Genomic DNA, 16,490 nt, shown 5'->3' with positions numbered 1-16,490 from the left:
CGCGTTATGAGCTCACGGGGAGTGGGGCCACCACCTCGATGTCGGTGTGCACGTCGATGACGACCGGGCGGCCCGCCGAGAGCGCCCGGTCGAGCGCCGGCGCCAGATCGCGTGGCTTGTCGACGCGGATGCCGAGCGCGCCCATCTCCCCGGCGATGCGGGCGAAGTCCACTTCCTCGTACGTCCACAGCTCGCGCGACTGCTGGGTGCCCTGCCCGCCGTAGGCGCGGTCGAAGCCCCGCTTGCTCTGGTTGCCGCCGTGGTTGTTGTTCACGACCGTGATGAGGTTGGCTCTCCGGCGTACCGCGGTCTCGATCTCGCCCAGGTGGTAGTACAGCCCTGCGTCCCCGGTGAACACCACGACCGGCCGTTCTGGCGCCGCGAGCTGAGCGCCCACGCCCGCCGAGAACGCCCACCCGAGATGGCCGGCGCTGCGCAGATAACTCTGGCTCGGCGCGGTGATGTCATGGAACTGCGCCATCCACATCCCGGCATGGCCTGTGTCGGCCACCAGCACCGCATTGTCGGGCAGCCCGACGGTCAGCTCGCTCGCGATGCGTTCCGGCCGGATCGGCACCGCGTCACTGGTCAGCACCTCGCGGTAGCGCGACCGCCAGTCAGCACGCAGCTCTTCCACCTCGGCGAGCCACGCTTCCCGCTGCCCCGAGGGTGTCGGTCCGCCCTCGGTCCGCCCCCGCCCCGCGCCCGTCCACGCCTGCCCGCGGAGCGTGCCTTCCTGCCCACGGCCCGTCCACGCCTGCCTGCGGGGAGCGCGTTCTTGCTCCTCGGGCGTCCACGTCTGTCCGTGGGGCGTGCGTTTCTGCTCGTCTCGGGTCCACGTCTGTGCGTAAGGCGCGCGTTCCTGCTCGTCTCGAGCGTGTTCCCGCTCCTCGCGCGAGTGGGTCAGCGCGAGCATGCGGGTCAGCGCCGCCTTCGCGTCGGCGGCGAGGAAAGCCCTCAGCGGATAGTTGAGCCCGAGCCGCGACGGCTCGATGTCGATCTGGATCGCCGGGGTGCCTTCCGGCGGCACGGCCCAGAAGTGGGTCGTCATGCCGCCCGTGCCGGTGCCGATGAAGCAGACCAGATCGGCCCGAGCGACCGCCTGGTTCGCGGACTCCCGGGAATAGCTGCCGACGACACCCAGCGACAAGGAATGCGTACCGGGAATCGTGTCTTTGCCGTTGGCCGACGTCGCGACCGGGATGCGCAGGGCCTCGGCCAGCGCGACCAGCTCCGCGCCGGCGCCCGACGCCCGCACGCCGCCACCGGCGACGATCACCGGCCGTTCCGCTCCGGCCAGCAGCCGCAGAATGTGTCGGACGGTCTCGTCGTCGGGCACCGGCCGGATCGGCGGCACCCGGCCGAACGTCGGCTCGACGAGCGGTTCGGCATCGGTCTCGTGCAGGTCGAGCTGGCCCTCGTTGCCCTGGATCTGCAGGTGTACCGGGCCCGGCGCGCCCGTGGTGGCGACCCGGAAGGCCTGGCGCAGCATGTCGGGCAATCGGCCGGCGTCGTCGACGGTTGCGTTGAGCTTGGTGACCGGGTCGAAGGCGGGCAGATCGTCGATCTCCTGATAGACCCGCCGGAACTTGGTCGCGGGGGAGCGGCCGCCGGTCAGCGCGATCACCGGCGAGCCGGCCAGGAACGGCTCGCGCAGACCGGCGGCGAGGTTGAGCGCACCGACCACCTGAGCAGCTGCGATGCCGGGGCGGCCCGAGACGCGGGCGTAACCGTCGGCCATGTAGGCGGCGGCCTTCTCGCCGTGGGTGACGACCCGCTCGATGTGCGGGTGGTGCAGCTCCAGCTCCGCGAGAGTGCGCCGCAGAATCGCCGGGACGAGGAACACGTGGGTGACGCCGTACCCGTCGAACATGTCCGCGATGACTCGGGCGCCCGTCCTGGTCATCCGGCGACGATTCCGGCCGGCTGGTTCTCCTCGTGCCACTCGGTGATGGCGCGCTCGGCGAGCCGGAACGCCTCCAGGGCGGCCGGGGCGCCGCAGTAGGCGGCCGTCTGCAGCAGCACTTCCTGGATGTCGGCCTCGGTGCAGCCGTTGTTCAGCGCGCCCCGCACATGCACCGAGAACTCGTGCGGCCGGTTCAGCGCGGTGAGCATGGCCAGGTTCAGCAGGCTCCGCGTACGCCGGTCGAGACCCGGACGCGACCAGACGTCACCCCAGCAGCTGGCCGTCACGTACTCCTGCACGACCTGGGTGAACGCGGTGGCGCGCAGCATCGACCGGTCGACGTGGGCGTCCCCGAGGACTTCACGCCGTACCCGGTTGCCGCGCTCGAGCCGGCTCTCGTCAACACTCATGGACCGCTCCTGTCTCTGCCGATGGGCAGGGACAGCGTACGACGGTCATACAATCTTGAGAAGGTGTGACCCCGGTCGGCCCTAGCTTTCGCCCTGCTCGGCCAGCGCCTCCAGGCCGGCCCGGCCGGCGTTCTTGACGTGCAGCGCGCACAGAGCCGAGACGGCGTCGGCGTCGCGGCGCTCGGCGGCGTCGACAATCGTCTGCAGCTCCTCGACGCTGTGCTCGAGGCGGCCCGGGACGGACGTCGACAGCGAGCGCAGCACGCTCACCCGCGCGTGCAGGCTGCCGGCCACCGACTTGAGCGCGTCGTTGCCGCCGCCCTCGAAGAGCACCTCGTAGAAGGCGTCCTTGGCGGCGAGGATGGGCTGACCCTTGTCGGCGGCACGCTCGACCTTCTCGAGCGCGCGCCGGAGCGCCTTGAGGTGGCTCGGGCTCGCGTTCTGCACGAAGAGTCGGCCGGCCAGCGCCTCGAGGGCCTCGCGCACCTGGTAGATCTGACGCGCCTCCTCGGCGCTGACGCTGGCGACCACCGTGCCTTTGTTGGGGATGGCGGTGACCAGGCCCTCGGCCGCCAGCTCGCGCAGCGCCTCGCGGACGCTGGTGCGCGAGACGCCCGTCATCTCGACCAGTTCCCGTTCGATCAGCCGTTGACCCGGGGCGAGGCGACGGTCCAGGATCGCCTGCCGGAGGTTGTCGGTCACCTGCGAACGGATCAGGGCCGGAGCCCGCTCGACGCGCAACACGTTGGCTCCTGCCACCGGTCCTCCTTTGTGTGTTTGTCCGACATCTTACCGAGCCGGTCCAGACGGCCTCAGCGTTGTTTCAAATCGTATGACGATGATACGATCCCGAAACCCAAAACCCCTCGTGAGGAGCATCATGGCGCGGTTGGGATTCGCTCGTAGGCTGGCCTCGGCCGACCGCTGCCTGGTCGGCACCTGGCTCAAGATCCCGGCGCTGGAGCCGGTCGAGATCCTGGCCGACGCCGGGTTCGACTACATCGTCATCGACCAGGAGCACGCGCCGCTCACCCTCGAATTCGCCTACCAGGCGACGGTGGTCGCTCAGGGCGCCGGCCTGTCGGTGCTGGTGCGGGTGCCCGACCGCAGCGGCAGCCACCTCCAGCGGCTGCTCGATTCCGGGGTCGACGGCATCCTCGTGCCCCGCGTGACCACCGTCGAAGAGGCGTCCGCGGCGGTCCGGCAGATGCTGTTCCCGCCCGGCGGCGACCGCGGCCTGGGCACCACGTCCCGCGCGGGCCGCTGGGGTGGGCTGCCTCGCGAGGAATACCTGCGCTTCGGCGACGAAGAGGTCATGCGGGCCGTGCAGCTGGAGGACCGCGGCGTGCTCGAACAGGTCGAGCAGGTCCTCGACGTGCCCGGCCTCAACGGCGTCTTCCTCGGCATGGGCGATCTCGGGCTGTCCACCGGCCTCCCCGGCTCGGACCCCGAGATCCAGAAACTGGTCGACCGGCTGCTGTCCGCCGCACAGGCGGGCGGCATCCCGGCCGGCACCGCCGTGCAGACCGCCGCCCAGGCCCGGCAGGCCGCCGACCGCGGCTACTCGTACGTGATGGTCAGCAACGACGCCAGCCTGCTCAGGTCGGCCGCGACGTCCGCGGTGGCCGACTTCCACGCTTAACCAAGGAGAACCCGCATGGCGTTCGACAAAGGCGATCTACGTTCCACCCTGCCGTCCAGCACGGCCACGGCGCCCGCCCCCGAGCGGTTCTCCGGCGCCGAGCACGTCCAGTTCGGCGACCTCGCTCCGGTCGAGAAGGGCGACGGCGTCTCGACCTGGTACGCCCGCGGCCAGAACTTCGTGGTCGGCTACTCCGAGCTCGACGGCACGGTGTCGTTCAGCCGCACCGGCCAGCCCGACGAGTACGTGGTGCTGCTGGCCGACGACACCCTCAGCGCCTCCGTCGGTGACGTCACGGCCTCGGGCAAGACGATGATTGTCGTACCGCCGGGCGACAGCACCGTCACCGTGACCGGACAGGGCCGGGTGCTGCGGCTGCTCACCACGCGCTCGTCCGACATCGCAGACCTGGCCGCGAACGCCGCCTCGTACGCGGAAAGGCACGAGAACATCGCGGACTTCCAGCCCTGGCCGGAGCCGGTCGGCGGCTACCGCGTCCGCACCTACGACCTGAACGTGGAGCCGCTGAAGAACCCGCCGTTCCGGCTCTATCGCTGCACCACGTTCATGGTGAACTTCATCGACCCCAAGCAGGGCCCGCGCGACCCGTCGAAGATGTCGCCCCACAAGCACGACGATTTCGAACAGTGCTCGATCGTGCTGGCCGGCGAATACCTTCACCACATCCGCTGGCCGTGGACGACGAACAAGGCCAACTGGCGCGACGACGAGCACCAGCGGGTCGTGGCACCCTCGGTCACCGTCATCCCGCCGCCGTCCCTGCACACCAGCGAGGCGATCGGCGCGGGCACCAACCACCTCATCGACGTCTTCTCCCCGCCCCGGGCCGACTTCTCGGCCATGGAGGGCTGGGTGTTCAACGCCGCCGACTACCCGTCCGCTCAGGCGGACTGACGTGCGGGTAGCGATCATCGGGGCCGGGCTGGGCGGCATCGCGGCCGCGGTGAAACTGAAGAAGAGCACGTCCGCCGAGTTCGTCGTCTTCGAGCAGTCGGCCGGCGTCGGCGGCACCTGGTACGACAACCGGTACCCGGGCTGCGAGGTCGACGTGCACTCGCACGCCTACTCGTTCTCCTTCCTGAGGTACGACTGGAAACGCACCCACGCGACCCAGCCCGAGCTTCTGGCGTACGCCGAGCACGTCGTCGAACGCTTCGGTCTGACCCCGCATCTGCGGCTCAACACGCGGGTCACCGACCTCGTGTGGGAGGAGTCGACGTCGACCTACACGCTCTCGACCGCCGACGGCGACAGCCACGAGTTCGACGTCGTCATCTCGGCGCTGGGCCTGCTCAGCGTGCCGCGCTACCCGGAATGGCCCGGCCTCGAGACGTTCGCGGGCCCGTGCTTCCACACGTCGCGCTGGGAGGAGCACGACCTCACCGGCAAGTCCGTGGCCGTGGTCGGCACGGGCTCGACCGCCGTGCAGATCATCCCGTCGATCGCGCCCGTCGCCGGGCGGGTGCACGTCTTCCAGCGCGAACCGGGCTGGATCGAGCCCAAGAACGAGCGCGAGTACACCGAGCGCGAGCGGTGGACGTTCCGCAACGTGCCGCTGGTTCAGCGCCTGCACCGGGCCCGGATCTTCCACCAGGGCAACAAGCGGTTCAAGGGGTACGACGTCGGATCCCGCCGCCAGCGCCGGATGCGCGAGGTGTGCGAGCGCTTCATCGCGGGCGCCATCGCGGATCCGCGGACGCGGGCAGCCGTCACACCCGGCTATCCGTGGGGTTGCAAGCGCCCGGTGCTGTCGTCGACGTTCTATCCCGCCCTCAACCGCGACAACGTCGAGCTGGTGCCCCATGCGGTGACCCGGGTGACGCCGACCGCGGTCGTCGACGCCACCGGGACCACGCGCGACATCGACGTGCTGATCCTGAGCACCGGGTTCCAGCCGACGAAGTTCCTCGCCGGTCTGGACGTCAAGGGCCGCGACGGCCGGAGCATTCACGACGTCTGGCGCGAACGGGCCAGCGCCTTCCTGGGCATCACGGTGCCCGGCTTCCCGAACTTCTTCATTCTGTACGGGCCCAACACCAACGGCGGCGTCTCGGTCATCGCCCAGCTCGAGCGGCAGGCGGAGGTCATGGTCGGCGCCGTACGCCGGATGGAACGAGCCCGCCACGGCAGCGTCGACACCTCGCCGAACGCGACGCGCCGGTTCGTCGAATGGGTCGACCGCCGGCTGGCGACCAGCGCGTCCGCGATGAACTCGGGCTGCCACAACTACTACCACGACCCGTCCGGTCACAACGTGACCCAGTGGCCGGCCGGCCATCTGGCCTACGCCGTGGCCACCCGCGTCCTGGCCCGGTTCGGACTGCGTACCCGCCGCTGATCCGGCTCGGCTCAGCCCGTCACCTGGAGGCTGCTCTTCGCCAGTTCGTAGGCGGGGAGCATGTCCTTGTGCTCACCGCTGTCGAAGCTGTCCACCGAGACCGCGAGGAGCCCCTGACCGGTCTCGACGACGAACGCCTGCTCCGGCTCGATCGCGTCGTCGAGCTGGCTCTTCTTCTCGTAGGCGACCTCGACGGCGGGCCGGCCACCGATCTGCAGCTCGGTGAAGACCGGCTTCAGCGCTTCCGGGCCGATGAAGGCGGTCAGGTTCGCCCGAGGGTCACCGCTCTTCCCGGTCCAGACCCGGAGGAAGCCGATCAGGCCGGCCGGCTTGGCGTCGATCTCGCACGCCATCGTCATGGGGCCCCGCTGCGCGAGTTCGGCCAGCAGCTCGTCGCCGGCGATCGTCACCGCCTTGGGCTTCCAGTCCTCGGCCAGACCGAACGTGACAGGCAGCGTGCAGCCGCTGGCCGCGGCGCCGACCCGGGCCGCCTCGGCCGCCTTCGGGCTTTCGGCCACCTTCGGGGTCTCGGCAGCTTCCTTGCCCTGGCAGGCGCCGAGAAGGAGCGCCGTGGCGGCGAGGGCAACGAGCTGTGCGGTACGGGCTGGAGGTCTCACGAGGTCGGGAGTCTACGGCCCGGCGCGGGTCCTGTCCGCCCCGTACCGACCGGGTTGATCCTGTCGTGCGGTTCAGATTACTGTCTCGGCCCGTGATCCGAATGCGAGTACTTCCCGCCGTCCTGATCGGCGTTTCCCTGATGGCCCTGACCGCCTGTGGCGGCGACGACACCCCCGCCACGTCCGCTCCCGCGGCGACGGCTACTGCGGCCGCGACCACCGCTGCGGCCGAACCCGCGGGCGCCCCCACCGCGAGCGACAAGAAGCTCTGCGAGGACGCCGAGAAGGCCGGCAAGGCCATGAAGACCGAACTCATCAACGTCATGAAGGAGAGCCAGGGCGAAATGCCCACCGCCGAGGTGAAGAAGATTCTCGCCGGACTCGGTGACGAGCTGACCAAGGTGGCGGGGACCAGCGACAGCGCGGTGGGCACGGCCGTCAAGGACTTCGCGGCCAAGTCCACTGAGGCGTCGAGCGCGGCCGACCCGGTGACGGCGTCCGACAACCCGGCCTACGAGAAGTCGGGCAAGGACCTCACCGCCGCCTGCAAGGCGGCGGGAGTCAAGGTCGCCTTCTGATCTCTGCCACGTGCAGGCCGTCGTCGAACGTCGTGGACGGGAAACGGTCCCAGACGGCGGCCTCGTGGAAAGGCAGGATGCGGCGGGTGTCGTGGCCGACACCCGCCAGCATCTCGTCGGCGAAGGTGAGCCAGGTGGTGGCGCTGCCGGTCGTCATCGCGATCGGGGCGTAGACGCCGTCACCGTGCAGTCCCTCCAGGTTTTCGTAGCTGTAGACGTTGTCGCCGGCGAAGACCCAGGCGCCGTCCGAGTCGTTGGTGACGGCGACAACCTGGGAGCCCGCGGTGTGGGTGTCGTGGGCCGGGCGCACCTCGACGCCGGGCGCGATCTCGGCGAATCCGTCGACGAGTGTCGCCCTGCGACCGGCCAGGTGCTCGGGCAGGCCGGCCTGGCACGACCGGGTCAGGAACTCGAAGCGGTGCGCGCGCTCGGCTGCGGCCACATAGGAATCGATCTCCCGGCGCTGGATGTAGACGTGTGCCGCCGGGAAGGCGCCGACGCAACCGGCGTGGTCGAAGTGATTGTGCGTCAACAGGATCGTGTCCACCTGCTCGGGCGCGACGCCGACGCGCGCCAGCACGTCGACCGGGTGGGCCCACCGGGTCTCGCCGTACTTACGGGTGAGCCGTTCGTGGACCGCCGCGTCGAAGAAGCCGGTGTCGACCAGGATGCACCTGTCCGACGATCGGACAAGCCCGAAGCAGTACGGCATGCGGCGGTGGCCCGCGTTGGGCTGGGCCGCGAACAGGTTGCTGGCCGGGAAGCGGTCGACGTAGCCGTACTCGAGAATCTGGATCGACCAGTTCATGCCGGCGGCCGCACGTCGCTCGCCGGCGGCTGGACGCCTGCCGGTGGCTGGACGTCGAAGACTGCCAGCTGCCAGGCGACCATGTTGTAGTAGCCGACGATGGTGGTCAGCTCGAGCAGTCCGGGCTCGCCCAGCAGTTCGGTGGCTTCGCGGAATTCGGCATCGGTCACGGTTCCGGCGTCGAGGATGCGGACAGTGGTCCGGAAGACGACGGACTCGATGTCGGACAGTCCGACAGGCTCCCGGCAGTCGGCCAGAGCCGCCAGGTCGGCCTCGCTGAGCCCGGCTGCGGCGCCCGCACGCTCATGGGCGTACAGCTCGAAGGCGCTCTTGTGGTGATGCCCGACGAGCAGAATCGCGATCTCTCGCGCCCGGGCCGGAATCTGCGATCCGTACCGGACCGCGCTGCCGATCTGCTGCAGCGGCCGACCGAAGACCGGATTGATTATCCAGATCGCCGGCGGGCCGAGCAGCCGCCCGTCCGCGCCGACGAGGGTGAACGGGCTGTCCGGCGCGACGCGCTTGCCGGAGGTGTAGATGTCGTACAGAGCCCGCTGCTCGCCGGTCATGGTCGCGGGGTCGACGTCGTCGATTCTCAAGCGGGCTCTCCCAGAAACGTTCGCGGGTTGGTGGAAACCATGGTGGCGATCTGGTCGTCGGCCCAGCCGAGATAGGCGAGCTGCTCGACGAACATCCGCAGGCACTCCGGCTCGGGCGGCACCCAGCGCGAGAAGACGTCGGTGGTGAGGACCGCCCGCTCCGGCCCGACCGCGGTCAGCGCCTCGTGCACGTCACGCACGGTCAGGTGCGCGTCCGGATGCACCAGGGGAGCGTTGCAGAACTCAAGGTAGGCCCCGGTGTCGGCGAGTTCCCGCAACATGAGGGGATCGGTCGTGTAGTGCAGCGGATGGGTGATCAGCAGTCGCTGCCCGATGCCGGCGCAATAGGCGGCGACGGCCCGGCTCTCACCGACCGAGGCGTGCCCGGTGGCCAGAGCAACGCCGAGCCCCCGGCAGGCGTCGATGACGGCCCGGGCCCGCCCGGTCAACCGCCCGTCGGCTTCGCACAGACTGATCGCGGTGCGGCCGGCATACTCGCCGAACGACGGCGCGATGCGCCCGAGCAGGGTGGAGATGTAGCCCCCGCGTCCCACATCGGCGGCGCTGCCCCAGGTCGGCAGAAAGACGACGCGTGCCCCGTGCGCGGCGGCCAGCTCGACGACGGCGGGCTCGAGACCACCCACGGGCGGGTTGAGCGTGATGCTGCCGTGCACCGCGAACCCGGTGCCGGCCATGCGTTCCTGAACCGAGCGCGCCCGGTCGGTGGTCGCCCACAGGTGCGACTTGAGCACCCAGCCCGCCATGCCGTACGCGTGCGCCAGCCGGGCCACCTCGAGGTCGTCGCCCCGGTGGGGAAGGCCGGGGGAGAGGTCGGGCCGCCCGTGCACATGAACGTCGACGGCCCCGCGCAACAGCCGGTCGAACCCCTCCGGCTGCGCCGTGGCCAGCGACACCTCGTCCTGATCGGGCATGGCAAGATTGTATGACTGTATGACAGTATTCTCAAGCATGACGGCACTGACAGGCAACACGGCACTGACCGGCAAGGTGGTCCTCATCGTCGGCGCGAGCGCCGGAATCGGCGCCGACACGGCACGCCTCCTGGCCGCCGACGGCGCCGCGCTGATGCTGGTCGCCCGCTCCGAGCGCCCGCTGGCCGAGCTCGCCGAGGAACTGGCCGGTCACGAGGTCGCGTACACGACCGGCGACGTCGCGAAGGCGGCCGACGTGGCCCGCTTCGTCGCCGCCACGGTCGAACGGTTCGGCCGCCTCGACGGCGCGTTCAACAACGCGGCCACCACCCAGAGCGGACGCCTCGACGAGCTCTCCGAGCAAGAGTTCGACCGCATCATGACCGTCAATGTGAAAGGCGTCTGGCTCTGTCTGCGCGAGGAGGCCCGCGCGATGATTCAAGGTTCCATCGTCAACATGAGCAGCATCGGTGGCCTGCGCGGCAGCTCCGGAATGGGTGCCTACCAGGCAACAAAGCACGCCGTCATCGGCCTGACCCGCACAGCCGCCCACGACTTCGGCCCCCGGGGCATCCGAGTGAACGCGATCGCCCCCGGCCCCACCGAAAGCCCCATGCTCGACCAGACCCGCCTGGCCGTCCCCGGCGGCGTAGAAGCTCGCACAGCCGCGACCCCATTGCGCAAGGCGGGCACCGGTGCCGAGGTCGGCGCAGTCGCGTCATTCCTGCTGAGCGACCGCTCCAGCCACGTCAGCGGAGTCGTGCTTCCCGTTGACGGCGGCTTCCTGGCCTGAGGAGACGAAGGAGCCGACCTTGGGGAAGACCTGCACCAGGCCCTCTTCGGCCAGCAGGATCAGACTTTCGCGTACGGGAGTGCGGAGGCGCCCAGAGCTGCGGCCAGTTCGTTCTCGCTCAGAGGCGCGCCGGGCCCGAGCTCCATGGTGAGCACCTTGCGTCGCGGCGTCGCAAAGAGGGTCTGGCGATTTCTGCCTGCCACGGGCGCAAGCACAGGGCGTTGACATTCCGCACTGGGGCACCTTGTATACGAGTTGCCGGACAAGGTGCTCGAGGGGGCGATGCGATGGCAACGATCGATCGCGTCGAGGTTCTGGTCACGTCGCCGGGGCGTAATTTCGTGACGCTTCGAATCACCACGTCCGACGGGGTGACGGGGCTGGGTGACGCGACCCTCAACGGGCGGGAGCTGGCCGTTGCCGCCTATCTCGAGGAGCACCTGGCGCCGCTGCTCATCGGGCGTGATCCGGCGCGCATCGAGGACACCTGGCAGTACCTGTACAAGGGCGCCTACTGGCGGCGGGGGCCGGTCACCATGACGGCGATCGCCGCCGTGGACGTCGCGTTGTGGGACATCAAGGGCAAGGTGGCCGGGCTGCCGGTTTATCAGTTGCTCGGGGGGCGCTCGCGGGACGGTGTGCTGGTCTATTGCCACGCCAGCGGCAGTGATGTCGAGTCGCTGCTCGACGACGTGGCGGCGTACCGGGAAATGGGTTTTCAAGCCATCCGGGCCCAAGCGGCCGTGCCGGGGCTGAGCGGAAGCTACGGCGTGCGCAAAGGCGCGTTCTACGAGCCGGCCGCCACCGATCGGCCGGACGAGCAGGTGTGGAGCACCGAGGCCTATCTCGATTTCGCCCCGTCGTACTTGGCCCGGGTGCGCGAGAAGTTCGGCTTCGGTATTCACCTGCTGCACGACGTGCACCACCGGCTCACCCCGATCGAGGCCGCCCGGTTCGGCAAGAGCGTCGAGGAGTTGCGCCTGTTCTGGATGGAGGATCCGACGCCGGCCGAGAACCAGGAGGCGTTCCGGCTGATCCGTCAGCACACGACGACGCCGATCGCCACCGGCGAGGTGCTCAACTCGATCTGGGACGTGCAGACGCTCATCACCGAGCAGCTGATCGACTACGTACGTACGACCGTCGTACACGCGGGCGGCATCACACATCTGCGCCGCATCTTCGACCTGGCCGCGCTCTACCACGTGCGGACGGGCTCGCACGGGGCCACCGACCTCTCGCCGGTGACGACCGCGGCCGCGGTGGCCGTCGACATCTGTGTGCCCAACTTCGGCATCCAGGAGCACATGGGCCACACCCGCGAGACGTACGAGGTCTTCCGCGGCACGCCCCGACTCGAGAACGGCATGCTGTACCCGTCGGACGAGCCCGGCCTCGGCATCGAGTACGACGACGAGGCCGCCGGCCGGTTCCCGTACGACCCGAAGTACCTGCCCGTCGCCCGCCGCCTCGACGGCTCCCTGCACGACTGGTGAGCCCGCCGATGGTCGCGCGATCAGCTGGTTAAGAGCGATCAGGCCCGGTCATCGCGCTCTCGGCGGAGGCGCTCGCCGGCTGATCAGACGTCGGTGTCGCTCGCCGAGTCGGCCTCGTCGTGCTCCTCGAGGCCTTGGCGGTCGGCGGGCTTCTGCTGCGAGGCGCCGGTTTCGCCGGCCTCGACCGGCGCGTCGCCGGCTTCCTCGTCGGCTCCGCGATCCAGGTTCTGGTCAGTCACGATGATCCCCCCTCGGTGCTGGTTCGGGGATCTCTTACCCGCCGAGCGGTCCGCCATTCACGCAGAGGCGTCCTGAAGCAGGAGGCCGTCGAGGTGAGCGATCTCCAGCACCATGCGGACCATGGGAGTCGGCTCGCGCAGCATCAGGGTGCTACCGCGGTTGGTTGCCAGGCGCTGGGCCGCGATGAGCACGCCGATCCCGCTGGAGTCGAGGAACGTCACGGCGTGCATGTCGACGTCGATGAAGGCCACATTCTGACTGTCCACAGTGCCGCGGAGCACCTCCCGCAGCACGTCGACCGTCTCCAGGCTGATGTCGCCCTCCGGAATCACGGTCACGCGGTCGCCGTCACGTTCGATGCGGTACTCCAGGGACATCGCTACCTCAGTTGAAATGGGGGGCCTCCTGTCCGGGCAGTGTTCCCGATGACGGACGGATCAAACGCGGCCCGCGCTGTCGTTCAGCCTCAGCGGGGGCCGAGGCTCTCGGGAGCCTGAGTTCGGTGATCCGGGCGGCCAGCTCCCGGGATTCGGGGCGGGGGAGGCGCCGGTCGAACGCAGGTAGCGGTCGAAGCCGGCCACCAGGGCGCCGGCGAAGGCGGCGAAGTAGCGCTGATGGTCGGCGGGCGTGGCGGCGTCGAAGGCCTCGGGGCCGAGGGTCACGGCGGACTCGACCGTGGCATAGGTGCGCTGGGTGCCGCCGCGCACCTGTTCTTCGCGGGTCACACGCAGGACGCCGGCGTCGACCAGGCGGGCCACATGGCGGTAGAGAGAGGCCTGAGGCACGTCGCTGAGTTCGGCGCTCAGCCGGCGTGCGGTCAGTTCGCGACCGATCAGCGCGTGCACGATCCGCAGGCGGATCGGATGCAGCACGGTTTCGGCGATCCCAGCGCCGTCATTGATTCCCACAATCGAGAATGTCAGCTTCGGCTCAATGATTCTCGGAAGTGAGAACGAAGAGCGAGCAGTCGAAATTCTCTCCGGCGAGGTGCGACTGGCCGCGCCGCTCACGCTGCCCACCGCAGGCGGTAGGAGTGTTCCGGCTGCCTTGCTGGTGCACGGGTCGGGGCCGTTCGATCGGAACTCTGCGATGCCGGGGATGTCGCTCGGGCTGGGGCAGGCGCTCGCGGAAGGGCTGGCCGGCCAGGGGATCGCCATGCTGCGGTACGACAAGAGGGGCGTGGGGGCTTCGGGCGGCGACTATCTCAGCTCGGGGTTCTACGACGAGGTACACGACGCTGCGTCTGCGCTCGAGACGTTGCGTGGCCACCCTGCGGTGGATCCCGAGCGAGTGTTTGTGGTCGGGCACTCCACGGGTGCTGTGGTCGCGGCCGAGCTCGGCGGGGCCGCGGGATACGTGCTGCTGGCGGGGGCGGCGCAGCGGGGTGAGGACGTGATGATCTGGCAGAGTCGGCGGATCGCGGCGACGCTGCCGTGGCTGGTTCGGCCGCTGGGGCCGGTGCTGGTGCGGCGTCAGCGTCGCGAGCGGGAGAGGATCCGACGGTCCACCGTTGAGCGCCACGAGCAGATGCCGCGTTCACGACTCACCGACCGGTGGCTGCGCGAGTATCTGGCTCATGATCTGCGAGCCGGCTTGGCCGCGATCGACCGGCCGGTGCTGGCGATCACCGGCGGCAAGGACGTCCAGGTTGATCCGGCCGATGTGGAACGCATCGGCGGACTCGTGAACGGGGTGTTCGACGGCGAGGTGCCGGCCGACCTCACCCATCTGCTGCGTCGCGACCCCGCGCCGCCGGGGGTTGTGGCGGTACCGTGCGCAATTGACTCGGCCGATGGACGGCTGGGTCGTGCAGCGCATCGCGGCGTGGTCCAGGCTGCGGCTCCGCTGCTGATCGTCGGTTTGAGCGGGGCTGAGCGTCGGTTTGAGTGAGGCTGAGCGTCGGTTTGAGTGAGGCTGAGCGTCGGTTTGAGCGAGGCTGAGCGACGAATTGAGCGAGGCTGAGCGACGGCCGGGGCGAGGGCATGGCGAGGGCTCGGGTCGAGGATCCGAGTGCTGAAACGACGGGGGAGAGTCGATGGGTGAGGTGGCGCTGCGACCGATCGCGGATGCTGATCTGGATGCCCTGTTCGAAATGATGCGGGATCCGGAGTCGCTGCGGATGGCGGCTTTCGTCGCCGAGGATCCTGACGACCGGGGCGCCTTCGACGCTCACATGGCGAAGATCCGGGCGCGCCCCGATGTGACGAACCGGGTGATCACGCTGGACGGGCGGCTCGTCGGCAGCATCGCCGCCTTTGTCATCGACGGCGAGACCGAGGTGACGTACTGGATCGACCGGGCCTACTGGGGGCAGGGCATTGCGGGGCGGGCGTTGGGACTGCTGTTGGAGCTGGTCTCCGTCCGGCCGCTGTTCGCGCGGGCGGCGAGCGACAATCTGGCCTCGCTGCGGGTCCTGCAGCGGGCGGGATTCACGATCACCGGTACGGACGCCGGGTACGCGAACGGGCGGAGGGCCGAGATCGAGGAGACGATCCTGCGGCTCGACGAAGCCGGGGCGCGGCCGTGATCCGAGCGGTGATCGTCGACGTCAACGACACCCTGTGCATGACCGAGGCGGGCTCGTTCGATCTCGTGAACGACGTCCTGGCGCGAATGGGCCGGCCGCCGATGTCGCGGGCGGTGCACAAGGCGACGTGGGGCGAGGTGTTGCTCGACGCGATGCCGCGCCGGTCGCCGGGCGTCGATCTGCACCGGTTCGCCGAGCTGTTCCCGGCCGCCCATCAGGAGTACCTGGCCGACGGCCGGCTCGACGTGATCCCGCCGGAGAACCTCGCGGCCCTCGACAAGCTGGTGCTGGCCGGCCGCACGGTGTTGCTGCTGACCTCCCGGGCGGAGGCCGAGATCGAGCACATGCTGGCCCCGGACCACGTGCTGGCCGGGCGGGTGACCGGCGCCTACCACCAGGGCAACACCCGCTTCCGCAAGCCCGACCCGCGCGCCTTCGACGAACTGCTCGCCGAGACCGGATTCACCCCCGGCGAGTGCGTGTACGTCGGTGACTCACCGGGCGACGCGGTGGCCGCCGGCGGCGCGGGGCTCCGCTTCATCGCCTGTCTGCAGAGCGGCGTCCGCCGCCTCGACGAGTTCGACCCGAGCCTGGTCACCGCCGCGATCGAGGTGTTCCCCGACCTCCCCGCCGCGGTCGACCAGCTCGACGCGGTAAAGGGCGCAGCCGGCAAGGTGTGAGCCAGGCACCCATCATTGAACACGCCGGGCGGCGGACACGGGCACGCCCGGCGAACGGTTACTCGTTCGCCGGGCGCTCCGGCCGACGCCTTGCCGAGCGGCGGCGCGTCTGGGGACCCTCGCCGGGCGGCGGCGTGGCTCTTCCGGTGGGTGCCGGAACAGGTAGGGGAGCGGTTGGGGTCAGCCGACCCGCTCGATGACGGCGCGGCGGATGAGGAACTTGCCGGGCTCGCGGACCTGTTCGAAGGCGGCGTTGTTGAGCAGGATGCAGCTGCCCGAGGTGGTCTCCACCTTGACCGTGGTGCTCTTGTTGTTGTCGAGGTTGGTGACCTTCAAGGTGGTGCCGATCGGGAACGTGCCGCTCGAGGCGAAGGGAGCGCCGGCCTCGCCGGAGAGCGTCACAGTCGAGCCCTTGCAGACGACCTCGCCCGCGCCTGTCCCGGCGTTGCCGGCCGGGGGATTGGCGGCCGGCGGGTTGGCCGCGGGCGGGTTCGCGGCCGGGGGCTTCGCGGCCGGGGGCTTCGCGGCCGGGGGCTTCGCGGCCGGGGGCTTCGTCGCCTGGTTGCCACCCTGGTTGCCGGCGGGGGCGGCGGCGCCGGGGACCTCGCCGGCCACGTCGGCGTCGCAGCCGGCTACCGCGCGGCGCTGGTTGATCAGGTCGACCACCGCCTGGCGGTTGGCGATCCGGGCCTCGGACTGGGCGTCGGGCGCCGAGCGCTGGCCCGCGATGAACTGCAGGTTCTGGCGCAGGGCCTGGTCGAGGCCTACGCAGTTCTCGCCCGCGCTGCTCATGCCGGTGCTGACGGCGAACGCGCCACCCGCCAGCGCCAGCGCCGAAGCTCCCAGGACGACCTTGCGCGTCGTCGAGGTCATCTTGCGCTGCCGGGTCCGATACATCGTGAA

Annotated in this window: 21 protein-coding genes; 9 read left to right on the top strand and 12 right to left on the bottom strand. The window is 70.0% G+C overall.

Features of this window, described 5'->3' with window-relative positions:
- Nucleotides 1-4: 4 nt before the first annotated feature.
- The 3 genes from KXC43_RS06500 to KXC43_RS06490 all read right to left on the bottom strand — a co-directional run bounded on the left by KXC43_RS06500 (nt 5) and on the right by KXC43_RS06490 (nt 3,075).
- A complete protein-coding gene (locus KXC43_RS06500) occupies nt 5-1,906 on the bottom strand; it encodes a thiamine pyrophosphate-binding protein (RefSeq protein WP_221375021.1) in 1,902 nt (633 codons plus the stop codon).
- The gene (locus KXC43_RS06495) at nt 1,903-2,316 is read right to left on the bottom strand and encodes a carboxymuconolactone decarboxylase family protein (protein ID WP_221375020.1); all 414 of its coding nucleotides are present in this window, start codon (nt 2,314-2,316) and stop codon (nt 1,903-1,905) included. Before KXC43_RS06495 ends, KXC43_RS06500 begins: the two co-directional genes overlap by 4 nt.
- 81 nt (nt 2,317-2,397) lie before the next feature.
- The gene (locus tag KXC43_RS06490; RefSeq protein WP_221375019.1) at nt 2,398-3,075 is read right to left on the bottom strand and encodes a GntR family transcriptional regulator; all 678 of its coding nucleotides are present in this window, start codon (nt 3,073-3,075) and stop codon (nt 2,398-2,400) included.
- Between the two features lie 121 nt (nt 3,076-3,196).
- Between KXC43_RS06490 and KXC43_RS06485 the strand changes: the two genes are divergently transcribed.
- Genes KXC43_RS06485 through KXC43_RS06475 form a run of 3 tightly spaced genes read left to right on the top strand, consistent with a single transcriptional unit; the run spans nt 3,197 to nt 6,317 of the window.
- On the top strand, nt 3,197-3,958 hold the full coding sequence (locus tag KXC43_RS06485) for an HpcH/HpaI aldolase family protein (protein WP_255643622.1): 762 nt from the start codon (nt 3,197-3,199) through the stop codon (nt 3,956-3,958).
- Nucleotides 3,959-3,973: 15 nt separating this feature from the next.
- Nucleotides 3,974-4,873: a cupin domain-containing protein gene (locus tag KXC43_RS06480; RefSeq protein WP_221375018.1), complete on the top strand. Its 900-nt coding sequence runs from the start codon at nt 3,974-3,976 to the stop codon at nt 4,871-4,873.
- A 1-nt stretch (nt 4,874) separates the two neighbouring features.
- Nucleotides 4,875-6,317 (top strand): flavin-containing monooxygenase, encoded by a 1,443-nt coding sequence (locus KXC43_RS06475; protein WP_221375017.1) that lies wholly within the window; start codon nt 4,875-4,877, stop codon nt 6,315-6,317.
- An 11-nt stretch (nt 6,318-6,328) separates the two neighbouring features.
- On the opposite strand, the gene KXC43_RS06470 is transcribed toward KXC43_RS06475, so the two are convergent.
- Entirely contained in the window at nt 6,329-6,934 is a 606-nt protein-coding gene (locus KXC43_RS06470) for a lipoprotein (RefSeq protein ID WP_221375016.1), read from the bottom strand.
- A gap of 92 nt (nt 6,935-7,026) precedes the next feature.
- On the opposite strand from KXC43_RS06470, the gene KXC43_RS06465 reads away from it, so the two are divergent.
- Nucleotides 7,027-7,512, top strand: coding sequence for a hypothetical protein (locus tag KXC43_RS06465; RefSeq protein ID WP_221375015.1), 486 nt, complete (start codon nt 7,027-7,029; stop codon nt 7,510-7,512).
- Here the strand turns inward: KXC43_RS06465 and KXC43_RS06460 are convergent.
- The 3 genes from KXC43_RS06460 to KXC43_RS06450 are packed head-to-tail and all read right to left on the bottom strand — an operon-like array spanning nt 7,496 to nt 9,851.
- Nucleotides 7,496-8,320: an N-acyl homoserine lactonase family protein gene (locus tag KXC43_RS06460; protein ID WP_221375014.1), complete on the bottom strand. Its 825-nt coding sequence runs from the start codon at nt 8,318-8,320 to the stop codon at nt 7,496-7,498. The two genes, KXC43_RS06465 and KXC43_RS06460, sit on opposite strands and share 17 nt — an antisense overlap.
- Nucleotides 8,317-8,919, bottom strand: coding sequence for a carboxymuconolactone decarboxylase family protein (locus KXC43_RS06455; RefSeq protein WP_221375013.1), 603 nt, complete (start codon nt 8,917-8,919; stop codon nt 8,317-8,319). Before KXC43_RS06455 ends, KXC43_RS06460 begins: the two co-directional genes overlap by 4 nt.
- Nucleotides 8,916-9,851, bottom strand: a complete 936-nt coding sequence (locus KXC43_RS06450) for a DUF6282 family protein (RefSeq protein WP_221375012.1) — start codon at nt 9,849-9,851, stop codon at nt 8,916-8,918. The genes KXC43_RS06455 and KXC43_RS06450 overlap by 4 nt, the downstream gene beginning before the upstream one ends.
- A 37-nt stretch (nt 9,852-9,888) precedes the next feature.
- On the opposite strand from KXC43_RS06450, the gene KXC43_RS06445 reads away from it, so the two are divergent.
- On the top strand, nt 9,889-10,644 hold the full coding sequence (locus KXC43_RS06445) for an SDR family NAD(P)-dependent oxidoreductase (protein ID WP_221375011.1): 756 nt from the start codon (nt 9,889-9,891) through the stop codon (nt 10,642-10,644).
- A 59-nt stretch (nt 10,645-10,703) separates the two neighbouring features.
- Here the strand turns inward: KXC43_RS06445 and KXC43_RS50565 are convergent, their stop codons facing one another.
- Nucleotides 10,704-10,847: a hypothetical protein gene (locus KXC43_RS50565; protein ID WP_255643620.1), complete on the bottom strand. Its 144-nt coding sequence runs from the start codon at nt 10,845-10,847 to the stop codon at nt 10,704-10,706.
- 84 nt (nt 10,848-10,931) lie between these two features.
- Between KXC43_RS50565 and manD the strand changes: the two genes are divergently transcribed.
- The gene (gene manD / locus KXC43_RS06435; protein WP_221375009.1) at nt 10,932-12,140 is read left to right on the top strand and encodes a D-mannonate dehydratase ManD; all 1,209 of its coding nucleotides are present in this window, start codon (nt 10,932-10,934) and stop codon (nt 12,138-12,140) included.
- Nucleotides 12,141-12,223: 83 nt separating this feature from the next.
- Here manD and KXC43_RS06430 read toward each other — a convergent pair whose 3' ends face one another.
- Genes KXC43_RS06430 through KXC43_RS06420 form a run of 3 tightly spaced genes read right to left on the bottom strand, consistent with a single transcriptional unit; the run spans nt 12,224 to nt 13,288 of the window.
- Complete coding sequence (locus tag KXC43_RS06430; RefSeq protein WP_221375008.1) at nt 12,224-12,379, bottom strand: hypothetical protein; 156 nt, start codon at nt 12,377-12,379, stop codon at nt 12,224-12,226.
- A gap of 57 nt (nt 12,380-12,436) precedes the next feature.
- Nucleotides 12,437-12,757, bottom strand: coding sequence for an STAS domain-containing protein (locus KXC43_RS06425; RefSeq protein ID WP_221375007.1), 321 nt, complete (start codon nt 12,755-12,757; stop codon nt 12,437-12,439).
- A 60-nt stretch (nt 12,758-12,817) separates the two neighbouring features.
- Nucleotides 12,818-13,288, bottom strand: a complete 471-nt coding sequence (locus KXC43_RS06420; RefSeq protein ID WP_221375006.1) for a helix-turn-helix domain-containing protein — start codon at nt 13,286-13,288, stop codon at nt 12,818-12,820.
- Between the two features lie 25 nt (nt 13,289-13,313).
- Between KXC43_RS06420 and KXC43_RS06415 the strand changes: the two genes are divergently transcribed.
- The 3 genes from KXC43_RS06415 (at nt 13,314) to KXC43_RS06405 (ending at nt 15,587) form a co-directional block, all read left to right on the top strand.
- Entirely contained in the window at nt 13,314-14,270 is a 957-nt protein-coding gene (locus KXC43_RS06415; protein WP_221375005.1) for an alpha/beta hydrolase, read from the top strand.
- A 145-nt stretch (nt 14,271-14,415) separates the two neighbouring features.
- Nucleotides 14,416-14,907 (top strand): GNAT family N-acetyltransferase, encoded by a 492-nt coding sequence (locus KXC43_RS06410; RefSeq protein ID WP_221375004.1) that lies wholly within the window; start codon nt 14,416-14,418, stop codon nt 14,905-14,907.
- Nucleotides 14,904-15,587 (top strand): HAD family hydrolase, encoded by a 684-nt coding sequence (locus KXC43_RS06405; RefSeq protein WP_308128983.1) that lies wholly within the window; start codon nt 14,904-14,906, stop codon nt 15,585-15,587. Before KXC43_RS06410 ends, KXC43_RS06405 begins: the two co-directional genes overlap by 4 nt.
- Before the next feature lie 180 nt (nt 15,588-15,767).
- On the opposite strand, the gene KXC43_RS06400 is transcribed toward KXC43_RS06405, so the two are convergent.
- Nucleotides 15,768-16,484 (bottom strand): SCO2207 family protein, encoded by a 717-nt coding sequence (locus KXC43_RS06400; protein ID WP_221375003.1) that lies wholly within the window; start codon nt 16,482-16,484, stop codon nt 15,768-15,770.
- Between the last annotated feature and the right edge of the window lie 6 nt (nt 16,485-16,490).

Origin of the sequence: Paractinoplanes polyasparticus (genome assembly GCF_019710575.1) — a bacterium.
Lineage (GTDB): Bacteria > Actinomycetota > Actinomycetes > Mycobacteriales > Micromonosporaceae > Actinoplanes > Actinoplanes polyasparticus.
This window is presented reverse-complemented; position numbering and strand designations above follow the sequence as displayed.